The sequence below is a fragment of the Amycolatopsis sp. WQ 127309 genome (assembly GCF_023023025.1).
Taxonomy (GTDB): Bacteria; Actinomycetota; Actinomycetes; order Mycobacteriales; family Pseudonocardiaceae; genus Amycolatopsis.
This window is the reverse complement of record NZ_CP095481.1, coordinates 7,593,356-7,612,238: the sequence shown is the minus strand read 5'-3', so window position 1 is coordinate 7,612,238 and position 18,883 is coordinate 7,593,356. Positions and strand designations below refer to the sequence as shown.

The following is an 18,883-nucleotide window of genomic DNA, read 5'->3' as shown; positions in this document are numbered from 1 at the left end:
GTCCTCCTAGTAGGACCGGGGCAGCCCGAGGCTGTGCTGCGCGACGAAGTTGAGGATCATTTCGCGGTTCACCGGGGCGATCCGCAGCAACCGGGCGAGCCCCCAGTACGGCAGCAGCCCGAAGTCCGCCGAGACGCCGTTGCCGCCGTGGGTCTGGATCGCGGCGTCGACGGCGGCCAGCGCGGCCTCCGCGGCGGCGTACTTGGCCATGTTCGACGCCTCGCCCGCCGGCCGGCCGGCGTCGTGCAGGGCCGCCGCGCGGTGCGTCATCAGGGCGGCCAGCTCGGTTTCGATCTTGGCCTTGGCCAGCGGGTGCGAAACCCCCTGGTGGACACCGATCGGCCGGTCCCACACGGTCCGCTCCCGGGCGTAGCGGGCGGCGACGTCGAGGGCGTAGCGCGCGATGCCGACGCAGAGCGCGGCGCCGGTGATGCGCTCGGGGTTGAGGCCGTGGAAGACCTGCCGGAAGCCCGCGCCTTCATCGCCGACGAGCGCCGTGGCGGGCAGGCGGACGCCGTCGAAGTGCAGGGTGAACTGCTTCTCCGGGAGCATGACGTCCACCGGCAGCGGCGTCACCGTGAGGCCGGGCGCGTCCACCGGGACCAGGAACAGCGACAGCTGGGCCGTGCCGTCGGGGTCGCGGCCGGTGCGGGCGACGAGCAGCAGCGCGTCGGCGGTGTCGACGCCGGAGATGTAGTACTTCTCGCCGTCGACCACCCAGTCGTCGCCGTCGCGGCGGGCGGTGGTGGCCAGCTTGTGGGTGTTGGAGCCGGCGTCGGGCTCGGTGATGGCGAAGACGACCTTCGTCCGGCCGCTCGCGATGCCGGGCAGCCACTCCTTGCGCTGCTCCGGCGTGCCGAACTCGGTGAGCACCTCGGCGGAGATGGCTTCGGTGACGAGCAGGAGCAGGATCGGCGCGCCCTTCGCGGCGCTCTCCTCGATGACGATGGTCAGCTCGGCCAGGCCGCGGCCGCCCCCGCCGTACTCCTCGGGGATGTTGACGCCGATGAAGCCGGCGTCGCCGAGCGCGTGCCACAGCTCGGTGCACTCACGGCCTTCACGCGCGTGGTCGACGTAGTACTTACCGCCGAACGGGGCCGCGATGGCGCCGACCGCGGCCCGCAGGTCACGGGCCTCGTCGCTCTCGAACACGTCCACGCCGACGCTCCTTAGTGATTCTTCATTCACTTATAGCGCACCGTAGCGCTGGTCTGCGAGGATGACAAGATGACGGCACCCTCCTCGACCACCCGCCGCCGGCGCGACCCAGACCGGCGGGAGCGGATCCTGACCGCCGCGGCCGAACTGACCGCGCGGCGCGGGTTCCACGCGATCGGCATGGCCGACATCGGCGCGGAGGCGGGCATCGTCGGATCCGGCGTCTACCGGCACTTCGAGAACAAGGACGCCATCCTGGTCGCACTGCTCGACCGGGTGATGACGCGGCTGCAGGACGGCGCCGCCGCGATCCTCGCCGAAGCGCCCGCCGACCACGCCGTGCTTTCCGGCCTGATCAGGGATCACATCCGCGTTGCCATCGAGGATCGCACCGTGCTGGCGGTCTACCACCGCGAAATCCACAACCTGCCCGAGGAGGACCGGCGGCGGCTGCGCCGGCTGCAGCGCCACTACCTCGAGGACTGGGTCCACGTGCTGGCCCCGCTGCGCCCCGACCTCGCCGACGGCGAACTGCGCCTGGCCGTGCACGCGGCGATCGGCGCCGTGCAGTCCACGTTGTTCTTCCGCAGCGGGCTCGCCCCGGAGCGGCTCGCCGCCCTGCTCGGCGAAATGGCGCACGCTTGCCTCGGCGTCCCGGCACCACCATCCCCGTGAGTGAATGGCGAATAACTTTCTCTTGATTTGGTGACCTGGCTCACGGCATGCTGATCGACGTCGGCGACGGCGAAGGAGCCCGGGATGACCACGACCAGTGCCCTGCCCCACCACCCGCACGGCGCCGCCTTGCCGGACCCGGCCGCCATCGACGTCGAAACCCTGCGCGGACGCCGCGCGGTGAACCGCTGGGAACGGACGTCGGTCGGCGACATCTTCGAGCGGCTCACCTGGAGCCGGCCGGACCAGGTCGCGATCAGCGCGGCCGAGGGCGCGTACGGCGAGGAGCAGTTCGCCTCCGTGACGTACCGCGAAGCCGACCGGATCGCGAACCGGCTCGCCCACGCCCTCGCCGCGGAAGGTCTCGTGCCCGGCGACCGCGTGCTGCTGTTCTGCGAGAACACCGTCGAGGCGTTCCTGGCCAAGATCGGCATCGCCAAAGCGGGCATGGTCGTCGTCCCGCTGAACCCCGGCCTCGCCCCGGACGTCGTCGAGCACCTCGTGCGGCAGACCGAGCCGCGGCTGGCGATCGTCGACGCCGAACTGTGGCCGCGCCTCGAAGGCGTCGCGGGCGTGCGGGTCGGCGCCACCATCACGGTCGGCGGCGGCCCGGTCGCGGGCACGCCGTCGTTCGGCGCGTTCCTGGCCGGGCAGCCGGACACCGAACCCGACGTCGAGATCCACGGCGACGACATCTTCCAGCTGCTGTTCACCTCCGGCACCACCGCGATGCCGAAGGGCGTGATGCTCTCGCACAGCTACGCGCACCTGGCCGGGCTGAACTTCGCGCTGTCGCTCACGCGCGGCCTGCGGCACGAGACCGACCTGCGGGTCTGCACGTTCCTGCCGATGCTCTACCACGTAGGTGATGCGCTGTTCACCTACTCGACGTTCCTCGCCGGCGGCACGCTCGTCCTAGGCCGCCGCCCGGTCCCCGGCCCGGTCGCGGCGTCGCTCGCGCAGTCACGCGCCACCGCCGTCTGGGCCGGCTCACCGCAGTTCGTCGCGGCGCTCGCCGACACGATCGACGCCGACCTGTCGCTGGACCTGACGTCGCTGACCACGCTCGTCTACGGCTGGGGCGCGCTCGCGCCCGGGTTGCTGCGGCGCCTCGAAGCCCGGACGGCACCCGGGTTCGTCACGGTCGGAATCTTCGGGCAGACGGAAGCCATCGCCTGTCACCGGTTCTGGCCGTCGGCGTGGCCGGAGGTGCACGCGCGCACGGCGCCGGCGATGAACTACGTCGGCGTGCCGAGCGGGCTGCTCGCCTCCGACGTCGTCGACGAGCTGGGCGAACCGGTTCGCGGCGTCCCGGGCGAGGCGGTCTACCGGTCGCCGGTGATGACGGCGGGCTACTACCGCGACGCGGAGGCGACCCGCGAGGCATTCCGTGGCGGCTGGTTCCACTCCGGCGACTCGGCCGTCGTGGACGAAGACGGCCTGCGCGTGATGGTCGACCGCTACAAGGACATCGTGAAGACGGGCGGCGAGAACGTCTCCAGCATGCGCGTCGAGGCGGTGCTGGGCCAGCACCCGGCGGTCCTGCGGGCCGCGGTGATCGGCCTGCCGCACGAGCACTGGGGCGAAGCGGTGACGGCGGTCGTCGTCCTCCGCGCTCCCGCCACCGAAGCCGAACTGATCGGCTACTGCCGCGAACGCCTGGCCGGCTACGAAAGCCCCAAGCGCGTGGTGTTCGCCGAGACCCTGCCGGACACGGTGGGCGGCAAGATCCTCAAGTACAAACTCCGAGCCCAGCACGCAGCTTTGTACGGCTAGGGGTGTCGTGAGTGTTCAGGGCGGTTAGATCCGCCCTGAACACTCACGACAACTTGCACCGAGCGTCAGCCGAGTGCCCAGCGCTGCAGCGCCGTCCCCGTGTCCGCCTGCTGGGTCACCGCCGCGCCGTCCACTGTGGACGCCGTGATCAGTACCAGGCCGCTGTGCTGCGCCTTCAGTGTCGAGCCCGTGACCAGCCAGCGCTGGTTGGCGCCGCCCGTGCACGTCCACTGGATGACCTTCGCGCCCGCCGACGTCGAGCCGTCGGCGACGTCCAGGCACAGGCCCGATTCCGCGTTCGCGATGCGGTAGCTGCCGTCGGTCTGGTGGGTGAAGACCCACTTCTGGTTGCTGCCGCCGTTCGGCGTCCACGTCACCAGCGCCGTGCCCGCGGTCGTCGAGTGGGCCGGGACGTCGAGGGCCTTGCCGGACGCGGTCAGCGTGTGCGTCCCGTCCACAGTGGACGAGGCGGTGAACGTCAGTGTCTGCTCGGCCGCGGTCCGCGAGGCACCCGACCAGGCGCGGAACGGCGTGGTGTCGGCCGCGCCGGAGAGACTGAGCGACAGCCCGCTGTAGCGGTTGACCAGCCGGAACCCGCCGCCCTGGGCCGGGACGGCGAACCACTGCTGCCCGACCGACGACCCCGTCGTCACGACCGGTTTCGTGCCCCAGGCGCGGTTCGCGGGCGACGTCGGCACGCCGAGCGCCTGGCCGGTGGCCGCGTTGGTGATCCGGTAGGCGCCGTCACCGGTCGCCGTGAACGTCCACGCGGCCAGGTCCGAGGTCCCGGTCGTCGACGTCGTCGCGGAGCTGCCCGAAACCTGGGCCAGGACGCGGCCGGCGCCGCTGCCGATGCGGTAGGTCTTCGCCGGGTCGACCGGCGACGCGGCGGGCGTGCCGGTGACCGTGACGTTCGCGTACTCGCCGTCCGACGACGCGCACGCGATCGAGCAGTACGACCGGAACGACTTGCCGACGATCGTGGCGCTGGTCTTGTTCGCGTCGTCGGCGAACCAGCGGTACCAGGAGCCGGACTTGTACGCGCCGGAGTCGCCGATCAGCCGCCACTTCTGCGTGGCCAGGTCGTCGGTGACGTAGAACTTCTGCGGCGCGGTGCCGGTGACCACCTCGGGCTCGCCGATGTAGACGCCGAGGTGCGCGTCGTAGGCGATGTTCATGACGAACAGGTCGGACTTCGGCGGCAGCTGCCCGGCCGCGACCTGCTGGTCGACGTTGCCGGTGTTCGCGGGGTCGTAGTCGTCGGACGGCGGGGTGTAGCCGGTGGCGGTGGTGCCGGTCGGCACCATGTTGCTCTCCTGGCCGCCGACGCCGGGCTGCGTCCACTTGCCGTCGTACCACTTCTGCCACGAGCCGGTCGCCATCTTGGCCGACATCGGCGACCGCGCGACGTGCGCGAGCCCGACCATGCCCCCGCCCGCGCCGGCCTTCGGCACGATCCGCGAGCCGTAGTAGACGTAGAAGTAGCCCGACACCGGGTCGGCGAACAGGCGCGGGTCGCCGTCGCCGTAGTCGAAGGTCTGGTTCGGGAACGCCGCCGTGTCGCCGCGCTTCGTGCTGTACGGCGAGGTGATGGCGTGGCCCTTGATGCTCCAGGTGTGGCCCTGGTCGGTCGAGACCGCCCAGTCGATCGCGTCGTAGTGCGAGAACGAGTACGCGCCGAACGGCTCGGGGGTGAACTCGTTGTGCACCAGGCCGTACCAGGCGCCGGTGTCCGGGTCGACCCAGGTGCCGACCAGGTCGCAGAAGTTCTTCTCCACGTAGCTCGACCCGGCCGGTGGGTCGGTCGCCTCCTTGCCGGTCGGGCTCGTGTTGCAGCGCCAGGTGGTGTCGTTGTTCTTGTCCCGGGGCTCGGCCGGGTTCACGGCGTTGCTGAGCGCGCTCGACTTCGTCGCCGAGTCGAACTCGGCGCCGGTGTAGAACTCCCACTCGCGCGGGCCGTCCGCGCCGTAGAGGGCGGCGGACTGCTGGAAGTAGAACGTGCCGTCCTTGTCGATGAACGCGCCGGCCGGGGTGTCGGTCGGATGGGCGTACGTGCCGGTGGACCCGACGGTGACGGTGTAGGCGGCGGCCGCGTCGGCCGGAGAGGCGGCGACGAGGCCCGCGGCAAGTGCCGCGGCGGCGAGCGAAGCGCTGAGCGATGACATGACCACGGTCGTCTCCTCGGGGGCCTGAGCGAGCGATCGAACAATATCGAACAGCTTCTGTGTCGTTTTCTGATCTGTCAAGGGTCGTTATGAGCATGTTTGCTCATTCGGCCGTGATCTACGATCGGAGCGTGACGAACGACGTGGCCCCCGGCCTGCCCGACCTGTCCGGCACGGTCACCTGTGTCACCGGCGCGTCCGGCACAATCGGCCGCAGGATCGCGTGGCGGTTCACCGAGGCGGGCGGCGCCGTGGCGGTGCACCACCGGCGTCCCGGCGCGGCCGACGACCTCGTGGCCGAGCTCGGCGACCGGGCCCGCGCGTTCACCGCCGACCTGACCGACGACGACGCCTGCCACGCGATGCTGGCCGCCGTCGCGGACTGGGGCGGCCGGCTCGACGCGCTCGTCAACAACGCCGGCGTCCAGCCGGTGGAAGACCTCGACGGGCTGCCGGTCGAGCGGTGGCGGGCGATGCTGGACGCGAACCTGACGAGCGCGTTCTCCTGCACCCAGGCCGCGGTCGGGCTGATGGGCGACGGCGGCAGCGTCACGCACATCGCGTCGATCGAGGCGAAGCAGCCCGCGCCCGGGCACGTCCACTACAGCGCGGCCAAGGCGGCGCTGGTGATGCACGCGCGCGGTGCGGCGCTGGAGTACGGGCCGCGCGGGATCCGCGTCAACACGGTGTCGCCCGGGCTGATCGATCGCCCGGGCATGGACTGGCCCGAGGGCGTCGAACGCTGGCGCCGCGCCGCACCCCTGGGGCGGCTGGGCACGCCCGAAGACGTCGCGAACGCGTGCGTCTTCTTGGCTTCACCGCTGGCGTCCTGGGTCACCGGCCACGACCTCGTCGTCGACGGCGGCGTCTCGGCCCGGCCCACCTGGTGACGCCCGGCCCCGTCGAAGCCCAGTTCCGGGCGGCGGTCACGCGGTTCGCCGGGCCCGCGCGGGCGGTGGCGACCGGGCTCGTCGGCACGTTCGGCGTCCTCGCCACCCCGACCGGCGCGCTGCCCCTCGCGTTCGGCCTGCTCGCGCTCACCCTGGTCGCGGGCGCGGCCGACGTCTTCGCGGGCCGCGGGACGGCGTTCGTCCTGTCGGTGCTGCGCGCGGGCGCGGTGTGCGCGTGCCAGCCGTGGACGACGAACCTGTGGGCGGTCAACGTCCTGACGATCACGGCGATCACGTGGCAGTGGGAGTACCGGCCGCGCTTGACCGGGCCGGTGGTGGCCGGGCTGCTGGTGCTGGCCGCGCTCACCGGCTTGGACGACTGGCTCCCGGTCGCGCTGCGGGTGGTCGTGGAGACCGTCCTGGCGCGCTTGGCGTTCGTCCTGCTGATCCGCTCAACGACACGTACAGACGCACTGCGCGCCGACCGGGCCGCGCTCGAGCGAACGGAAACCCTGGCCCGCGACCGCCGCCGCCGCGAGCGCGAGTACCTGGCCCTGCTCCACGACACGGCATCGGCGACCTTCCTCACGGTGGCCGCGGGCGCCACAGCCGACCCGGCGGCGGTGGCGGGCTACGCCGCGCGGGACCTGGCCATCCTCACCGGCCAGGAGGACGCACCGGCCGAACTGGAAGCGGGCCTGCGGGCGGTGGTCGCGAACCGCGAGTTCCGCGTCGAAACGGTCTGGACACAGGTCCCGCTGATCCCGGCCGCGGCAGCCCTGGCCCTGATCCGCGCGACGGACGAGGTATTACGCAACGCCGAACGCCACTCCGGCGCGGCGTGCGCAACCCTGCACCTGGCACCGACGCGGGACGGCGTCGTGGTGACGATCTCGGACACCGGCGGGGGTTTCGACCCATCGGGGATTCCGGTGTCCCGCCGGGGAGTCCGGGTCTCGGTGGTCGAGCGTCTGCGCACCGCGGGCGGAACGGCGGAGGTCCGGTCACAACCGGGCGAGGGCACGACGGTGACGCTGAGGTGGCCCGATGCCTGACCACGAACCGGCAACCCCGGACGAACAAGCCCCGAACCACGCCAACCCCACGGCGAACCACGCCCTCGGCCGCGCGACCGAAGCACCGCCACGCCCCGGCACCTCCACCACGACGGCGACACACCCGACCCGCCCCCTCACCGAACCACCACCCCACACCCCCGCCGAAGCGGCCGGACACCTCGCCGGACCGCCGGCCTCAACCGACACTGCGGCCGCCACCGCCGCCGCGGCAAAGCGCTCGGCCGGTGCCGGACCGCTCGCTCTCGCCGATCCCGCCGTCCGGCTTGCGGCAGCGGTCCGGATCGTGACGCTGGGCGTCGCCGCCATCGTCCAAATCGGACTCTGCCTCGCTCCCCTGCTCCGCCATCCCTCCCTCGCCGCCGTTGTCGCCTACGTCACCTTCGCCGTCGTCACCTCGGCCTCCGCTTTCTGGCTGCTCCGCCGGCGACCGCTCCCCGGCGTCGTCGCCGCCATCGGGACCGTCCTCGTGCTCGCCGCGTCCAGCGCCGCCACCGCTGTCGTGCCCGCCGATGACTTCTTCCGGGATCGGCACTGGTCGTTCGGGCTCGTCGGGTGGCTGCTCCTCGTTCTGTTGTCCGATCGGCCGCCGCTTCTGGCCGGTGCGCTCGGCCTGCACGCCGCCGTCAGCGTCGCGCAGTTCCTGCTCGCCGGGGCGCCCGCGCGGACCGAATTCGGCGACGCAGCGATCGTGCTGTTCGCCGTCACCGCTTTTCAGCTCGCCATCGGCGGGCTGATCCGGCTGGTCGACCGGCGCACCGGCGAAGCCACCGCCGTCGCCGCCGAGCGGGAGCGCCTCGAGACCCGCGCCGCCCTCGCGCGGCAGGCCGGGCGGGACCTGCGAGCCGGGTTCGCCGAACAGCTCGGCGCCACCCTGCCGCTGCTGGCCGGGCTCGCCGACGGCACCGTCGACCCGCGCAGCGACGCCGCGCGCACCCGGTGCGCGCTCGCCGCCGCGCAGCTTCGGCGGCTGTTCGCGGAAAACGACGACGTGCCCGATCCGCTCGTCCACGAGGTCACCGCCTGCCTCGACGTCGCCGAGCGGCGCGGGGTCGCCGTGACGCTCGCGGTCAGCGGCGATCCCGTCGACGTCCCGCCCGCGCTGCGCCGCCACCTGACCGGCCCGGTCCTCACCGCGCTGACCGGCGCCCGCACGCGCGCCCGGGTGAGCGTGCTGCGGACGCCCGGTCTGGTGCGGGTCGCCGTAGTGGCGGACACCACCGGCGACGGCCACGAATTCCCGGGAGCGACCGGCGTCGTCGTCACGTCCCACACCCAGGACGGGCAGACCTGGATGGAGGCGCGATGGCAACCCGCGTGACGGCCGTCGTCGTCGACGACCACCCGGCGGTGCGCGCCGGCGTGGCGTACTGGCTGGCCGGCGGCGACCCGCCGATCGACGTCGTGGCCGACGGCGAGGACGTCAAGGTCGCGTGGCTCGGCGACGGCGCCGCGGCCGACGTCGTGATCCTCGACCTGCACCTCGGCGGACCCGGGCCCGCGTTCGGCGACCTGCGGCGGCTCGCCGAGGCCGGGCGCCGCGTGGTCGTCTACTCGATGCGCGCCGACGACGACGTCGCGTTGCGGTGCCTCGAACTCGGCGCGCTCTGCTACCTCACGAAGGCGGAGGGGGCCGGGCACCTCGTGGAGGCGACGCGGGCCGCCGCGCTGGACCGGCCCTACACGCCGCCGTCGCTGGCCGGCGCGCTCGCCGGGGACCGCTCCGAGACGCGGCCCGCGCTCTCAGCCCGGGAGGCCGAGGTGCTCGTCGAGTGGTTCCAGTCGGAGTCGAAGGAGTTCGTGGCCCACCGGCTGGGGATCTCGGCGAGCACCGTGAACTCCCACCTCGAACGCATCCGCGTCAAGTACGCGCGCATCGGCCGCGAAGCGCCGACGAAGGCCGCGCTCGTCGCGCGTGCCATCCAGGACGGCCTGATCGGCGTCGACGACCTCTGATGTCCGCGTGTGGTGCGAACGGCCCACACCGGACACCGCCGAAAGGGGCTACGTTCCCGGCGACGGAGCCGCGCGGGTGCCCCGTACGGGCCGCCGCGACCGCCCTGGGGGCGCGATCGCGGCGTTCGCCCGGCTCCTCGCCCGCGCCGGAAACCCGTCCGGCGGGCCGCACGAGGAGATCCATGAAGCACGTCCGCACCACCCTGCTCGCCGCCGCCGGATCCGCCGCCGCCCTCCTGCTTTCCGCCTGTGGCGGGGAATCCGGAACGGCCGCGCCCGCGGTGCCGGCCGCCCCGTCTTCAGCGGCACCGGCCGAGTCGAGCGCGGCGGAGTCGTCGGCCGCCTCCCCCGCGGGCGACGCCACGAAGCCGGGCACCGAGCTGAAGGTCGGCGACCGCGCGGTCGTCCCGTTCAAGTACGGCACGACCAAGTCCGGCACCATCGCGATCACCGTGACGGCCATCGACAAGGGCGCGAACGCCGATCTGGCCAAGTACGGCGACAAAGCGAAGGGCATCACGCCGTACTACCTGCGCGCGTCGATCGAGAACGTCGACGGGGCCGACCTTTCCTACGCTTCGGTGAGCTTGCGCGCCCTCGGCACCGATGGACGGTCCACAGGCGTGATCATCACGGGCAGCACGGACCAGTGCAAGTCGGGCACCGCCCCCAAAGAGTTCGCCGCGCCGGGCGCGAAGTTCGAAACCTGCACGCTGCAAGGTGCGCGAGAGGGCTCCGAAGTGGCTGCGGCGACCTTCGACAAGGGAGACGGCTACGACAAGGCGCCGATCGTCTGGAAAAACTGACACCGATCACACTCGGTGACAACCACGCGAAAGAACCTCATGATCCACTGAGTGGGAAATCGAGCTATATTCGGGAAAACGCATGGTTGAGCTTCCTTATCAGCCGCGCTGATCACTGTCTGTATCCGGGGGTGCTCCGGCGGCCTTGATCATCGCGGTACGTTTCGCGGCGTTCCTCGCGAGCCCCGACGACGCGGCCCGCGCCACTCCTCAAGCGGCCCGCGTCTCCGGCGTGCGCCGCTTCGCCGTGCCGAAAGGAAGTTCCTTGACCGCCACGACGTTGACGCAGGTGCTTCGTGACACCCGCCAGACCACCGGGACCACCCGGCTGATCGTGCGCTGGGACCGCGAAACGGGCTGGGCGCACCTGGCCATCGCCGTTCCGGGCACCGAGCAGGCCCGCTTCGCCGGGTTCCACCGGTTCACCGGCGGTACCACCGACGCCGTCGCCGCCGAGCTGGCGGCCGCGGGGTGCGTTTCCGCTCCCCCACTGCACATCGACGACACGCTGTCCGAGATCGAAGCCGTGCTCGCCCACCGGGAGGTGAGCACCGATGCGGCTCGATGACCTGTACCTCAACGGGATCGGCTGCGACGTCGGTGCGCTGATCCCGGTCTCGGCGCCGATCGCGGCCGGGGAGTTCACCCACGACGACGCCGCCCGCACCGGGCAGCTGTCCACCGCCGTCGCCGAACGCCCCGGCCCGGAACTGGCCGTCCGGGCCGGGCGGCAGGCACTGGCGCAGGCCCGCGCCACGACCGGCGAGCCGGTCTGGCCGAGCCTGTGCCTGCACGCCGGGATCTACCACTCCGGCATCGACTTCTGGCACGCCGCGTCGTACGTGCGCGACCAGCTGGGGGTCGGCGCCGGGCCGGGACTGACGCTGGAGCTCGGCGCGATGAGCAACAGCCTCGTCGCCGGGATCGACGTCGCGGCCAGCGTGCTGCGCGGCCGTCCGGACCACGAAGCCGCCCTCATCACGGCCGGCGACCGGTTCGGCGCGCCCGGGTTCCCGCACTGGAGCACGGACATCGGGATCGTCTACGGCGACGCGGGCAGCGCCGTGGTGCTGACCCGGCGGCCGGGCCTGGCCCGGATCCGGGCGATCGCGTCGTACACCGACCCGTCGCTGGAGGGCCTGCAGCGCGGGGACGAGCCGTTCCGCGCGGCGAGCGTCGCCGCCCACCGGGGCATCGACATCCGCCGCCGCAAGCGCCAGTGGCTCAGCCGCCAGGGCGGGCCGGCGCACGTCGCGACCCGCAACGGCGACGCCGTCACGACGGTCGTGAAGACAGCGCTTTCCGACGCCGGGGTCGACCTGCCGGACATCGCGAAGATCTGCGCGCCGCACTACGGCAGGCGGCTGGTGGAGACACAGATCCTGCGCCCGCTCGGCATCACCGAGGACCGCACGATGACGGAGTTCGGGCTGCGGGTGGGCCACCTGGGCGCGAGCGACCAGGTCGTGGCGCTCGAGCACCTGCTGGCCGGCGGCGACGCGGGTCCGGGTGACACGGTGCTGCTGCTGGGCATCGGCGTGGGCATGACGTGGACCGCGGTGGTCCTGGAACTCTGCTGAACCGGATGGGGTGGCCCCGGCCACCCCATCCGGGGCGGGATCGGCACCGAATCCCGAGAAACCGCTTCACGAAGGGACGTGCCCGTGCCGCGTCGGACGTGGTCGAGCCGCTTGCTCGACGTCTCGGCCAAGGTGGTGCCCGGCATCGGCCGGGTCCGCGCGCAGAAGGAACCGTTCGCCCTCGCCTGGGCGGCGGCCAACCGCGTCGCGCTCGAGTCCGGCCGGCCGCTATGGGTGGCACTGGGCGACTCGATGACCCAGGGCATCGGCGCCCACGACGTCGACGGCGGCTGGGTCCCGCGCCTCAACGCCCGCCTCGGCGAGCCGTTCGCGGTGGTCAACCTGTCGGCGTCCGGCGCGCGGGTCCAGGACGTCCTCGACGACCAGCTGCCGCGCCTTCCGGCCACTCCGGCCCTGGTCACCGTGCTGGTGGGCGCGAACGACATGCTCACCCGGAGCCGCCGCCGCGACGTCCCGGCCCGGTTCGAGGCGTTGCTGGACCGGCTCCCGGCGGGCCGCTCGGTCGTCGCCACGCTGCCGCAGGGCAATACACAAGCCTTGGCGGTCAACGCCTTGCTGGACCGAGCGGGCGCGGGCGGCCGCATCGACGTCGCCGACCTGCGCGGCCCGGCGCTGGGCCCGCTGCGCGGCAGCCTGGCCGACGACTGGTTCCACCCGAACGACGTCGGCTACGAGCGGATGGCGGGACTCTTCGAAGGCCCGGTCCGCGCGTGCGTGGCCCGCTGGGCCCGCGACTGACCCCTCACGCGACCGCGCGGGCGATTTCCGCGGCCACCAGGGCCATTGTGGTGCGGGCGCGGTCCGGGTCCTCGGTCAGGAAGTAGTGGTCCACCCCGGGCGTCCGGTCGTGCAGCACCTCGACGCCCGCCGCGCGCAGCCGGGAGACGTAGTTCTCGCCGTCGGCGCGCAGGGCGTCGCGCTCGGCGGTCAGCACCACCGCTCGCGGCAGGCCGGCGAGGTCGTCGGCCAGCAGCGGGGACGCGTACGGGTGCCGCCGCGTCGCCGGGTCCGGGAAGTACACCCGGCGGACGAGGTCGCGCAGGCCCGGCGAGATCATCCCGCCGGCGGCCGGGTCCGGGTCGGTGGCGAGGTCCAGCGCGGGCACGCCCAGCACCTGCAACCGCGGCCGCCACCCACCGGCGTCGCGCGCCTGCAGGCAGACCGCCGCCGCGAGACCGCCGCCGGAGGAGAACCCGCCGACGGCGACGGGGTCCGCCGCGGCCCACGAAGCGACGTCGAAGCACTGGTGCTGCGCCACCGGGAATGCGACGTACGGACCGCAACGGTAATCGACGTTATACACCGTGACCCCGGCCGTGGCCGCGACGTACCGGCACCACCAGTCGTCCATCGCCGGGTAGCGCATCAGCCAGGCGCCGCCGTGGAAGTGGACGTACTCGCCGCCGGAATCGCCGGCGGGGCGGTAGACGTGCACGCGGACCGGTCCGTGCCGGGTCGGGGCCCGCACCACCGAGGGCGCCGGGAGGTCGGTCCCGGCGAAGCGCAGGTTGTCGCCGTAGTGCACGGTCCACCGCGCGGTGCCGTGCATGACCATCGCCGCGAGCCGGTCCCGGAGCCTCATACCCGGGGTTCGGAACCGGCGCCGCGGCGGACGGGCTCAGATCTTGCAGAAGCCGGTGGAGTGGTCCGGCGAGAACAGACGACGCCGGCGGGGGTGGTCCACGGGCCGTTCACCTGAAGGTGTCGCCCACCTTCGGCTTGTCAACCCGCAGATAGTGTTGGGAAATCACCAATCGCGAGGCCCTACGGAAGTCGGCTCCGGCGGTGTGTGTCCACGGGGTAAATTCCCCAAGCGCGCGCAAATCCGGCAAATCCCCGTCCCCCAACGAGGAGTCTTCCGATGTCCAGGAAGTTCGCTCTGACCGGCGCTGTCGCGCTCGCGATCGCCCTCACCCCGCTCGCCGCGGGCACCGCGACCGCCGCACCGGCCTCCACCCAGCAGGAAGCCGCCGTCACCACGGTGTACTACAGCACGTCGGGCGCCCCGTCGTTCCGCTCGCAGATCAACCAGGGCGCCGCGAACTGGAACAGCAGCGTGACCAACGTCAAGCTGGTCGAGCGGTCCTCCGGCGCCAGCCTGCGCTACGTCGAGGGCAACGACCCCCGCGGCTCGTACGCCCAGACCAACGGCCACGGCAGCGGCACCATCTTCATCGACTACACCCAGGCCCAGCAGTACTACCCGGTCCGGATCACCGCGCACGAGACCGGCCACGCCCTCGGCCTGCCGGACCACTACTCGGGCCCGTGCTCCGAGCTGATGTCCGGTGGCGGCCCCGGCACGTCCTGCCGCGTCGCGGTCCCGAACTCGACCGAGCGCAGCCGGGTGAACTCCCTGTGGGCCAACGGCTTCGCCGCGAACAACGCGCCGGAGCAGCGCATCTACGAGGACGGCACCGTCCTGACCTTCTGACCGGCCCCGGCACCACCGACGGCCCCCGGGGATCCGCTCCCCGGGGGCCGCTCGGCGCGTTCGAAGTGCGCAACCGGCCCGCGTGATCGACGATCGGGACGTGCAGACACCGCAGCCCCACGTGCTCGTCCTGTTCGGAGCCACCGGTGACCTCGCGCGCCGGAAGCTGTTCCCCGGGCTCTTCCGCCTCTACACCGCGAAGATGCTGCCCGACGGGTTCGCGATCGTCGGGTCGGGGCGGCACTCACCGGGCACCGACGACGAGTTCCGCGACCGCATCGGCGACGCCCTGCGTGAGAACCTCGGGGACGACTTCGACGACGACGCCTGGCGCGAGTTCGCCCAGCGGCTCTCCTTCCGCGTCTCCTCCGCCGACGACGGCGCCGACCTGGCCGGACACGTCCGCGAGCAGCGCGAAAGCCTCGGCGACGACGCCCGGACCCTGCTCTACCTCTCGGTGCCGCCCGGCGCGATGACCGGGATGGTCGGCATGCTCGGCGAGACCGGCCTGGCCGAGGGCTCCCGGCTGGTGCTCGAGAAGCCGTTCGGCAGCGACCTCGAGTCGTCGCGCGAGCTCACCGCCGCGCTGCACGAGGTGTTCACCGAGGAGCAGATCTTCCGGATCGACCACTTCCTCGGCAAGGAGGCGGTGCAGAACATCCTCGTGTTCCGCTTCGCCAACGGCCTGGTCGAGTCGCTCTGGAACCACGACCACATCGCCTACGTCCAGATCGACATCCCCGAGTCGATCGGCATCGAGGGCCGCGCGGCCTTCATGGAGTCGACCGGGACCTTCCGCGACATGGTCTCCACGCACCTGCTGCAGGTGCTCGGCTTCCTCGCGATGGAACCGCCGCCGGAGATCAGCGCCGAGTGGCTGCGCGCCGAGAAGCACAAGCTCTACCACAGCCTCCGGCCGCTCGACCCCGGCGACGTCGTGTTCGGCCAGTACGAGGGCTACCGCGACGAAGAGGGCGTCAATGACGCCTCGGACGTCGAGACGTTCGTCGCGCTGGAGGCCCGGATCGACAACTGGCGCTGGCAGGGCGTGCCGTTCTACCTGCGCACCGGCAAGGCCCTGGCCCAGACCCGCCGCACCGTGACCATCGGGCTGCGGGAGCCGCCGCTGGCGATGTTCACCGGGGCCGACGACCTCGGCGGCGGCAACGAGCTCGTCTTCGAGCTCACCGAGCAGCCGCAGCTGACCCTGGAGCTGCGGGCGAAGCGGCCCGGCGCGGACCTGTCCGTCGGCAAGGCCGCGCTGACCCTCGACGTCGCCGGCACCTTCGACGGCGTCGAGCCGCTCGAGGCCTACCAGAAGCTGCTGCTCGACGTCATGCGCGGCGACCACACGCTGTTCAGCAGCGCCGAGGAGATCGAACGGCTCTGGCAGGTCTGCGAGCCCGTCCTGCGGAACCCGCCGAAGACCCAGCCGTACGCGCAGGGGTCGTGGGGCCCCGAAGCGGCGTTGCGCCTGCCCGGCGAACGCGGCTGGCGGGTGCCCGAGTGACCTACCTGCCGATCGCCGAGCACGGCCTGGTCGGCGACCTGCGCACCGCGGCGCTCGTCGGCACCGACGGCCGGGTGAGCTGGTTCTGCGCGCCGCGGTTCGACTCGCCGAGCGTCTTCGGGGCGCTCGTCGACGACGGGCGCGGCGGCGACTGGGAGCTGGCGCCGGTGTGCGAGGTCACCGCGCGCCACCAGTTCTACTTCCCGGACACGAACATCCTCATCACCCGGTTCCTCACCGAGGACGGCATCGTCGAGCTGCAGGACTTCATGCCGATCCTGCGCCCGCACGACGACGAGCACCGGCAACGGCTGGTGCGGCGGGTGGTCAACATCCGCGGGCACGTCCGGATGCGCACCCGGGTCCGGCCGTGCTTCGACTACGGCCGCGACGTCCCGGAGGTGTCCGAGAAGGACAGTCGCATCTCCTTCCAGGGCAGGGAGATGCGCGTCTGCCTCGACTCGTCGGTCACCCTGGACACCGGCGACGGCGCGGCCACGGCCGAGTTCGACGTCCCCGCCGGCGACGCGGAGCTGTTCGTGCTGGAGGTCGCCGACGACACGGCCGACCACCCGGCGGCCGACGCGGCCGAGGCCCAGGACCTGTTCGACGCGACCGTCGGGTTCTGGCGCGACTGGCTGTCCCGCTCGTCCTACACCGGCCGGTGGCGGGAGATGGTGCACCGCTCGGCGTTGACGTTGAAGCTGCTCACGCACGAGCCGAGCGGCGCGATCGTCGCCGCGCCGACCCTCGGCCTGCCGGAGCGGATCGGCGGGGAACGCAACTGGGACTACCGGCACGTCTGGCTGCGTGACGCCGGGTTCTCGCTGTACGCGTTGCTGCGCCTGGGTTTCACCGACGAGGCCGAGGCGTTCGTCGGCTGGCTGACCGACCGCGTCTCCGACGACCGCGACGGCGACCTCGGCCCGCTGCGCGTGATGTACTCCATCGACGGCGACGCCGACCTCACCGAGCACGAGCTGGCGCACCTCGAGGGGTACCGCGGCTCCCGCCCGGTGCGCGTCGGCAACGGCGCGGCCGAGCAGCTGCAGCTGGACGTCTACGGCGAGGTCATCGACTCGATCTACCTGTTCGACAAGTACGGCAAGGGCATCTCGCACGCCAGCTGGGCGAGCCTGTGCACGATGCTGGACTGGCTGCTGGAGAACTGGGACCGGCCTGATCACGGCATCTGGGAAACCCGTTCGGGGCAACGGAACCACACGTTCTCCCGGCTGATGAGCTGGGTCGCGGTGGAGCGGATGGTCCGGGTGGCGCGCCGCCGCGGCCTGCCCGCCGACCTCACGCGCTGGACGTCGGTGCGCGACGAGATCTACGGCCGGATCCAGGAGCAGGGCTGGAACGCGGAGATCGGCGCGTTCGTCCAGCACTGCGAGCCCGAACCCGGCACCGCGCTCGACGCGTCACTGCTGCTGATGCCGATGGTGAAGTTCTGCTCCCCCACCGACCCGCGGTTCCTGTCCACTGTGGAACGCATCGGCGAGGAGCTGGTGCTGGACAGCCTGGTGTTCCGCTACAACCCGGAGGAAGCCCCCGACGGCCTCGACGGCTCGGAGGGCACGTTCTCGCTGTGCTCGTTCTGGTGGGTGGAGGCCCTGACCCGCGCCGGCCGCACCGACGACGCGCGGCTGGCGCTGGAGAAGATGTTCACCTACGCCAACCACGTCGGGCTCTACGCCGAGCAGATCGGGTTGACCGGGGAGCAGCTGGGCAACTTCCCGCAGGCGTTCACCCACCTGGCGCTGATCAGCGCAGCCCTCAACCTGGACCGAGCCCTGGACACCTAGCCCGGCCCGCGGCAACCACTCCGGTCCCGTGTCGGCCAGTCCGGCCAGCGTCTTGGCCACACCGGGTCGCCATATCGGCCACACCGGGCGCCATTGTGGCCCTTCCCGGCCGTCAGCAGGAAACCGCAAGTCGGCGGTGGCCGCGTGCCTGACCCGATCCTGCGTGATCCGGCCCGGATCACGCGAGTTCCGGGCTGAGTCACGCGAGTTCCGGGCCTGATCACGTGACTTCCGGGCTGAGTCACGCGAGTTCCGGGCCTGATCACGTGAGTTCCGGCTCGGGTCACGTGAGTTCCGGGCTTGATCACGTGAGTTCCGGCTCGGGTCACACATGATCCGGGCCGGAACTCGCGTGACCTGACCCGGAACTCGCGTGATCCGGGCCGGAACTCGCGTGACCTGACCCGGAACTCACGTGATCCCGGCCGGAACTCACGTGATCAGCGGGCGAACTCGCGTGTCCGGAGGGGCATCACGGGTGATCGCAGGGGCATCACGGGTGATCGGCGGGGCATCACGGCGCCAGGCCGTTCACGAGCGGCCACCGTGTTGGCCGGAACGGCCAACACGGTGGCCGTCGGTGCCGAGTGGGCACGGGGCCGCCGTCGGTGTGAGCGGGGCGGGTTACCAGGGGTTGTTGCCGAAGCCGTCGTCGTCGTCCGGGTCGGCTGCTCGGTGGCGGCGGCCGCGGCGGGGCTCCGCCGGGGCCGATGGCGGGGCCGGGGTGGGGGCGAACGGCGACGCCGCGCCCGCGCCCTGCTCCCCCGCGAAACCCTCCGGCTCGAAGCTCTGCGGGCCGCCGCTGTCGTCGCGGACGCCCCAGCCGGACTTGGTCTTGCGGTTGGCCATCTCCCGCACGTGCTGGACGTACCGCTCGGCCGCCTGCACCTGCTTGGTCATGTACTCCTGGGACTTGGCCTTGATCTCCTCACCCTGCTGCTCGCGCAGGGAGCGGCGCTCGGCCTGTTCGCGGACGAGGCCGTCCAAGCCGGCCTTCATGCCCGCCATCTCGTCGCTCATGCGTCCTC

The 18,883-nt window shown here is 72.2% G+C and carries 17 protein-coding genes; 13 read left to right on the top strand and 4 right to left on the bottom strand.

Annotated elements, in window-relative coordinates; genetic code table 11:
- Positions 1–6: 6 nt before the first annotated feature.
- Positions 7–1,158, bottom strand: a complete 1,152-nt coding sequence (locus MUY22_RS34300) for an acyl-CoA dehydrogenase family protein (RefSeq protein WP_247051323.1) — start codon at positions 1,156–1,158, stop codon at positions 7–9.
- Between the two features lie 69 nt (positions 1,159–1,227).
- Here MUY22_RS34300 and MUY22_RS34295 point away from each other — a divergent pair, with 69 nt between their 5' ends.
- Positions 1,228–1,833, top strand: coding sequence for a TetR/AcrR family transcriptional regulator (locus MUY22_RS34295; protein WP_247051322.1), 606 nt, complete (start codon positions 1,228–1,230; stop codon positions 1,831–1,833).
- 84 nt (positions 1,834–1,917) lie between these two features.
- Positions 1,918–3,609, top strand: a complete 1,692-nt coding sequence (locus MUY22_RS34290; protein ID WP_247051321.1) for an AMP-binding protein — start codon at positions 1,918–1,920, stop codon at positions 3,607–3,609.
- Between the two features lie 65 nt (positions 3,610–3,674).
- Here the strand turns inward: MUY22_RS34290 and MUY22_RS34285 are convergent, their stop codons facing one another.
- A complete protein-coding gene (locus MUY22_RS34285) occupies positions 3,675–5,774 on the bottom strand; it encodes an RICIN domain-containing protein (RefSeq protein ID WP_247051320.1) in 2,100 nt (699 codons plus the stop codon).
- A gap of 155 nt (positions 5,775–5,929) precedes the next feature.
- Here MUY22_RS34285 and MUY22_RS34280 point away from each other — a divergent pair, with 155 nt between their 5' ends.
- The 8 genes from MUY22_RS34280 to MUY22_RS34245 all read left to right on the top strand — a co-directional run bounded on the left by MUY22_RS34280 (position 5,930) and on the right by MUY22_RS34245 (position 12,841).
- The gene (locus MUY22_RS34280) at positions 5,930–6,664 is read left to right on the top strand and encodes an SDR family NAD(P)-dependent oxidoreductase (RefSeq protein ID WP_247064248.1); all 735 of its coding nucleotides are present in this window, start codon (positions 5,930–5,932) and stop codon (positions 6,662–6,664) included.
- Complete coding sequence (locus tag MUY22_RS34275; RefSeq protein WP_247051319.1) at positions 6,661–7,719, top strand: sensor histidine kinase; 1,059 nt, start codon at positions 6,661–6,663, stop codon at positions 7,717–7,719. The genes MUY22_RS34280 and MUY22_RS34275 overlap by 4 nt, the downstream gene beginning before the upstream one ends.
- Entirely contained in the window at positions 7,712–9,061 is a 1,350-nt protein-coding gene (locus tag MUY22_RS34270; RefSeq protein WP_247051318.1) for a hypothetical protein, read from the top strand. Before MUY22_RS34275 ends, MUY22_RS34270 begins: the two co-directional genes overlap by 8 nt.
- The gene (locus tag MUY22_RS34265; RefSeq protein ID WP_247051317.1) at positions 9,046–9,696 is read left to right on the top strand and encodes a response regulator transcription factor; all 651 of its coding nucleotides are present in this window, start codon (positions 9,046–9,048) and stop codon (positions 9,694–9,696) included. Before MUY22_RS34270 ends, MUY22_RS34265 begins: the two co-directional genes overlap by 16 nt.
- A 182-nt stretch (positions 9,697–9,878) precedes the next feature.
- Positions 9,879–10,502 carry a hypothetical protein gene (locus MUY22_RS34260; RefSeq protein WP_247051316.1) on the top strand — a complete coding sequence of 208 codons (624 nt, stop codon included), beginning with the start codon at positions 9,879–9,881 and terminating at the stop codon, positions 10,500–10,502.
- Between the two features lie 145 nt (positions 10,503–10,647).
- The gene (locus MUY22_RS34255; protein ID WP_247051315.1) at positions 10,648–11,070 is read left to right on the top strand and encodes a hypothetical protein; all 423 of its coding nucleotides are present in this window, start codon (positions 10,648–10,650) and stop codon (positions 11,068–11,070) included.
- A complete protein-coding gene (locus tag MUY22_RS34250) occupies positions 11,057–12,082 on the top strand; it encodes a 3-oxoacyl-[acyl-carrier-protein] synthase III C-terminal domain-containing protein (protein WP_247051314.1) in 1,026 nt (341 codons plus the stop codon). Before MUY22_RS34255 ends, MUY22_RS34250 begins: the two co-directional genes overlap by 14 nt.
- A 111-nt stretch (positions 12,083–12,193) precedes the next feature.
- Positions 12,194–12,841 carry an SGNH/GDSL hydrolase family protein gene (locus MUY22_RS34245; protein WP_247051313.1) on the top strand — a complete coding sequence of 216 codons (648 nt, stop codon included), beginning with the start codon at positions 12,194–12,196 and terminating at the stop codon, positions 12,839–12,841.
- A 4-nt stretch (positions 12,842–12,845) separates the two neighbouring features.
- Here MUY22_RS34245 and MUY22_RS34240 read toward each other — a convergent pair whose 3' ends face one another.
- The gene (locus MUY22_RS34240) at positions 12,846–13,685 is read right to left on the bottom strand and encodes an alpha/beta hydrolase (protein WP_247051312.1); all 840 of its coding nucleotides are present in this window, start codon (positions 13,683–13,685) and stop codon (positions 12,846–12,848) included.
- A 279-nt stretch (positions 13,686–13,964) separates the two neighbouring features.
- On the opposite strand from MUY22_RS34240, the gene MUY22_RS34235 reads away from it, so the two are divergent.
- The 3 genes from MUY22_RS34235 (at position 13,965) to MUY22_RS34225 (ending at position 17,855) form a co-directional block, all read left to right on the top strand.
- Complete coding sequence (locus MUY22_RS34235) at positions 13,965–14,537, top strand: snapalysin family zinc-dependent metalloprotease (RefSeq protein ID WP_247051311.1); 573 nt, start codon at positions 13,965–13,967, stop codon at positions 14,535–14,537.
- 100 nt (positions 14,538–14,637) lie between these two features.
- Complete coding sequence (gene zwf / locus MUY22_RS34230; RefSeq protein WP_247051310.1) at positions 14,638–16,047, top strand: glucose-6-phosphate dehydrogenase; 1,410 nt, start codon at positions 14,638–14,640, stop codon at positions 16,045–16,047.
- Positions 16,044–17,855: a glycoside hydrolase family 15 protein gene (locus tag MUY22_RS34225; RefSeq protein WP_247051309.1), complete on the top strand. Its 1,812-nt coding sequence runs from the start codon at positions 16,044–16,046 to the stop codon at positions 17,853–17,855. The genes zwf and MUY22_RS34225 overlap by 4 nt, the downstream gene beginning before the upstream one ends.
- Positions 17,856–18,479: 624 nt before the next feature.
- On the opposite strand, the gene MUY22_RS34220 is transcribed toward MUY22_RS34225, so the two are convergent.
- The gene (locus tag MUY22_RS34220; protein WP_247051308.1) at positions 18,480–18,875 is read right to left on the bottom strand and encodes a hypothetical protein; all 396 of its coding nucleotides are present in this window, start codon (positions 18,873–18,875) and stop codon (positions 18,480–18,482) included.
- Between the last annotated feature and the right edge of the window lie 8 nt (positions 18,876–18,883).

What these genes read in the sequence shown, in the direction of transcription:
- MUY22_RS34285 (WP_247051320.1), bottom strand. Translation starts at nt 5,774, where the DNA reads ATGTCATCGCTCAGCGCTTCGCTCGCCGCCGCGGCACTTGCCGCGGGC.
- MUY22_RS34250 (WP_247051314.1), top strand. Translation starts at nt 11,057, where the DNA reads ATGCGGCTCGATGACCTGTACCTCAACGGGATCGGCTGCGACGTCGGT.
- MUY22_RS34220 (WP_247051308.1), bottom strand. Translation starts at nt 18,875, where the DNA reads ATGAGCGACGAGATGGCGGGCATGAAGGCCGGCTTGGACGGCCTCGTC.
- MUY22_RS34260 (WP_247051316.1), top strand. Translation starts at nt 9,879, where the DNA reads ATGAAGCACGTCCGCACCACCCTGCTCGCCGCCGCCGGATCCGCCGCC.
- MUY22_RS34240 (WP_247051312.1), bottom strand. Translation starts at nt 13,685, where the DNA reads ATGAGGCTCCGGGACCGGCTCGCGGCGATGGTCATGCACGGCACCGCG.
- MUY22_RS34290 (WP_247051321.1), top strand. Translation starts at nt 1,918, where the DNA reads ATGACCACGACCAGTGCCCTGCCCCACCACCCGCACGGCGCCGCCTTG.
- MUY22_RS34295 (WP_247051322.1), top strand. Translation starts at nt 1,228, where the DNA reads ATGACGGCACCCTCCTCGACCACCCGCCGCCGGCGCGACCCAGACCGG.
- MUY22_RS34270 (WP_247051318.1), top strand. Translation starts at nt 7,712, where the DNA reads ATGCCTGACCACGAACCGGCAACCCCGGACGAACAAGCCCCGAACCAC.
- MUY22_RS34265 (WP_247051317.1), top strand. Translation starts at nt 9,046, where the DNA reads ATGGCAACCCGCGTGACGGCCGTCGTCGTCGACGACCACCCGGCGGTG.
- MUY22_RS34235 (WP_247051311.1), top strand. Translation starts at nt 13,965, where the DNA reads ATGTCCAGGAAGTTCGCTCTGACCGGCGCTGTCGCGCTCGCGATCGCC.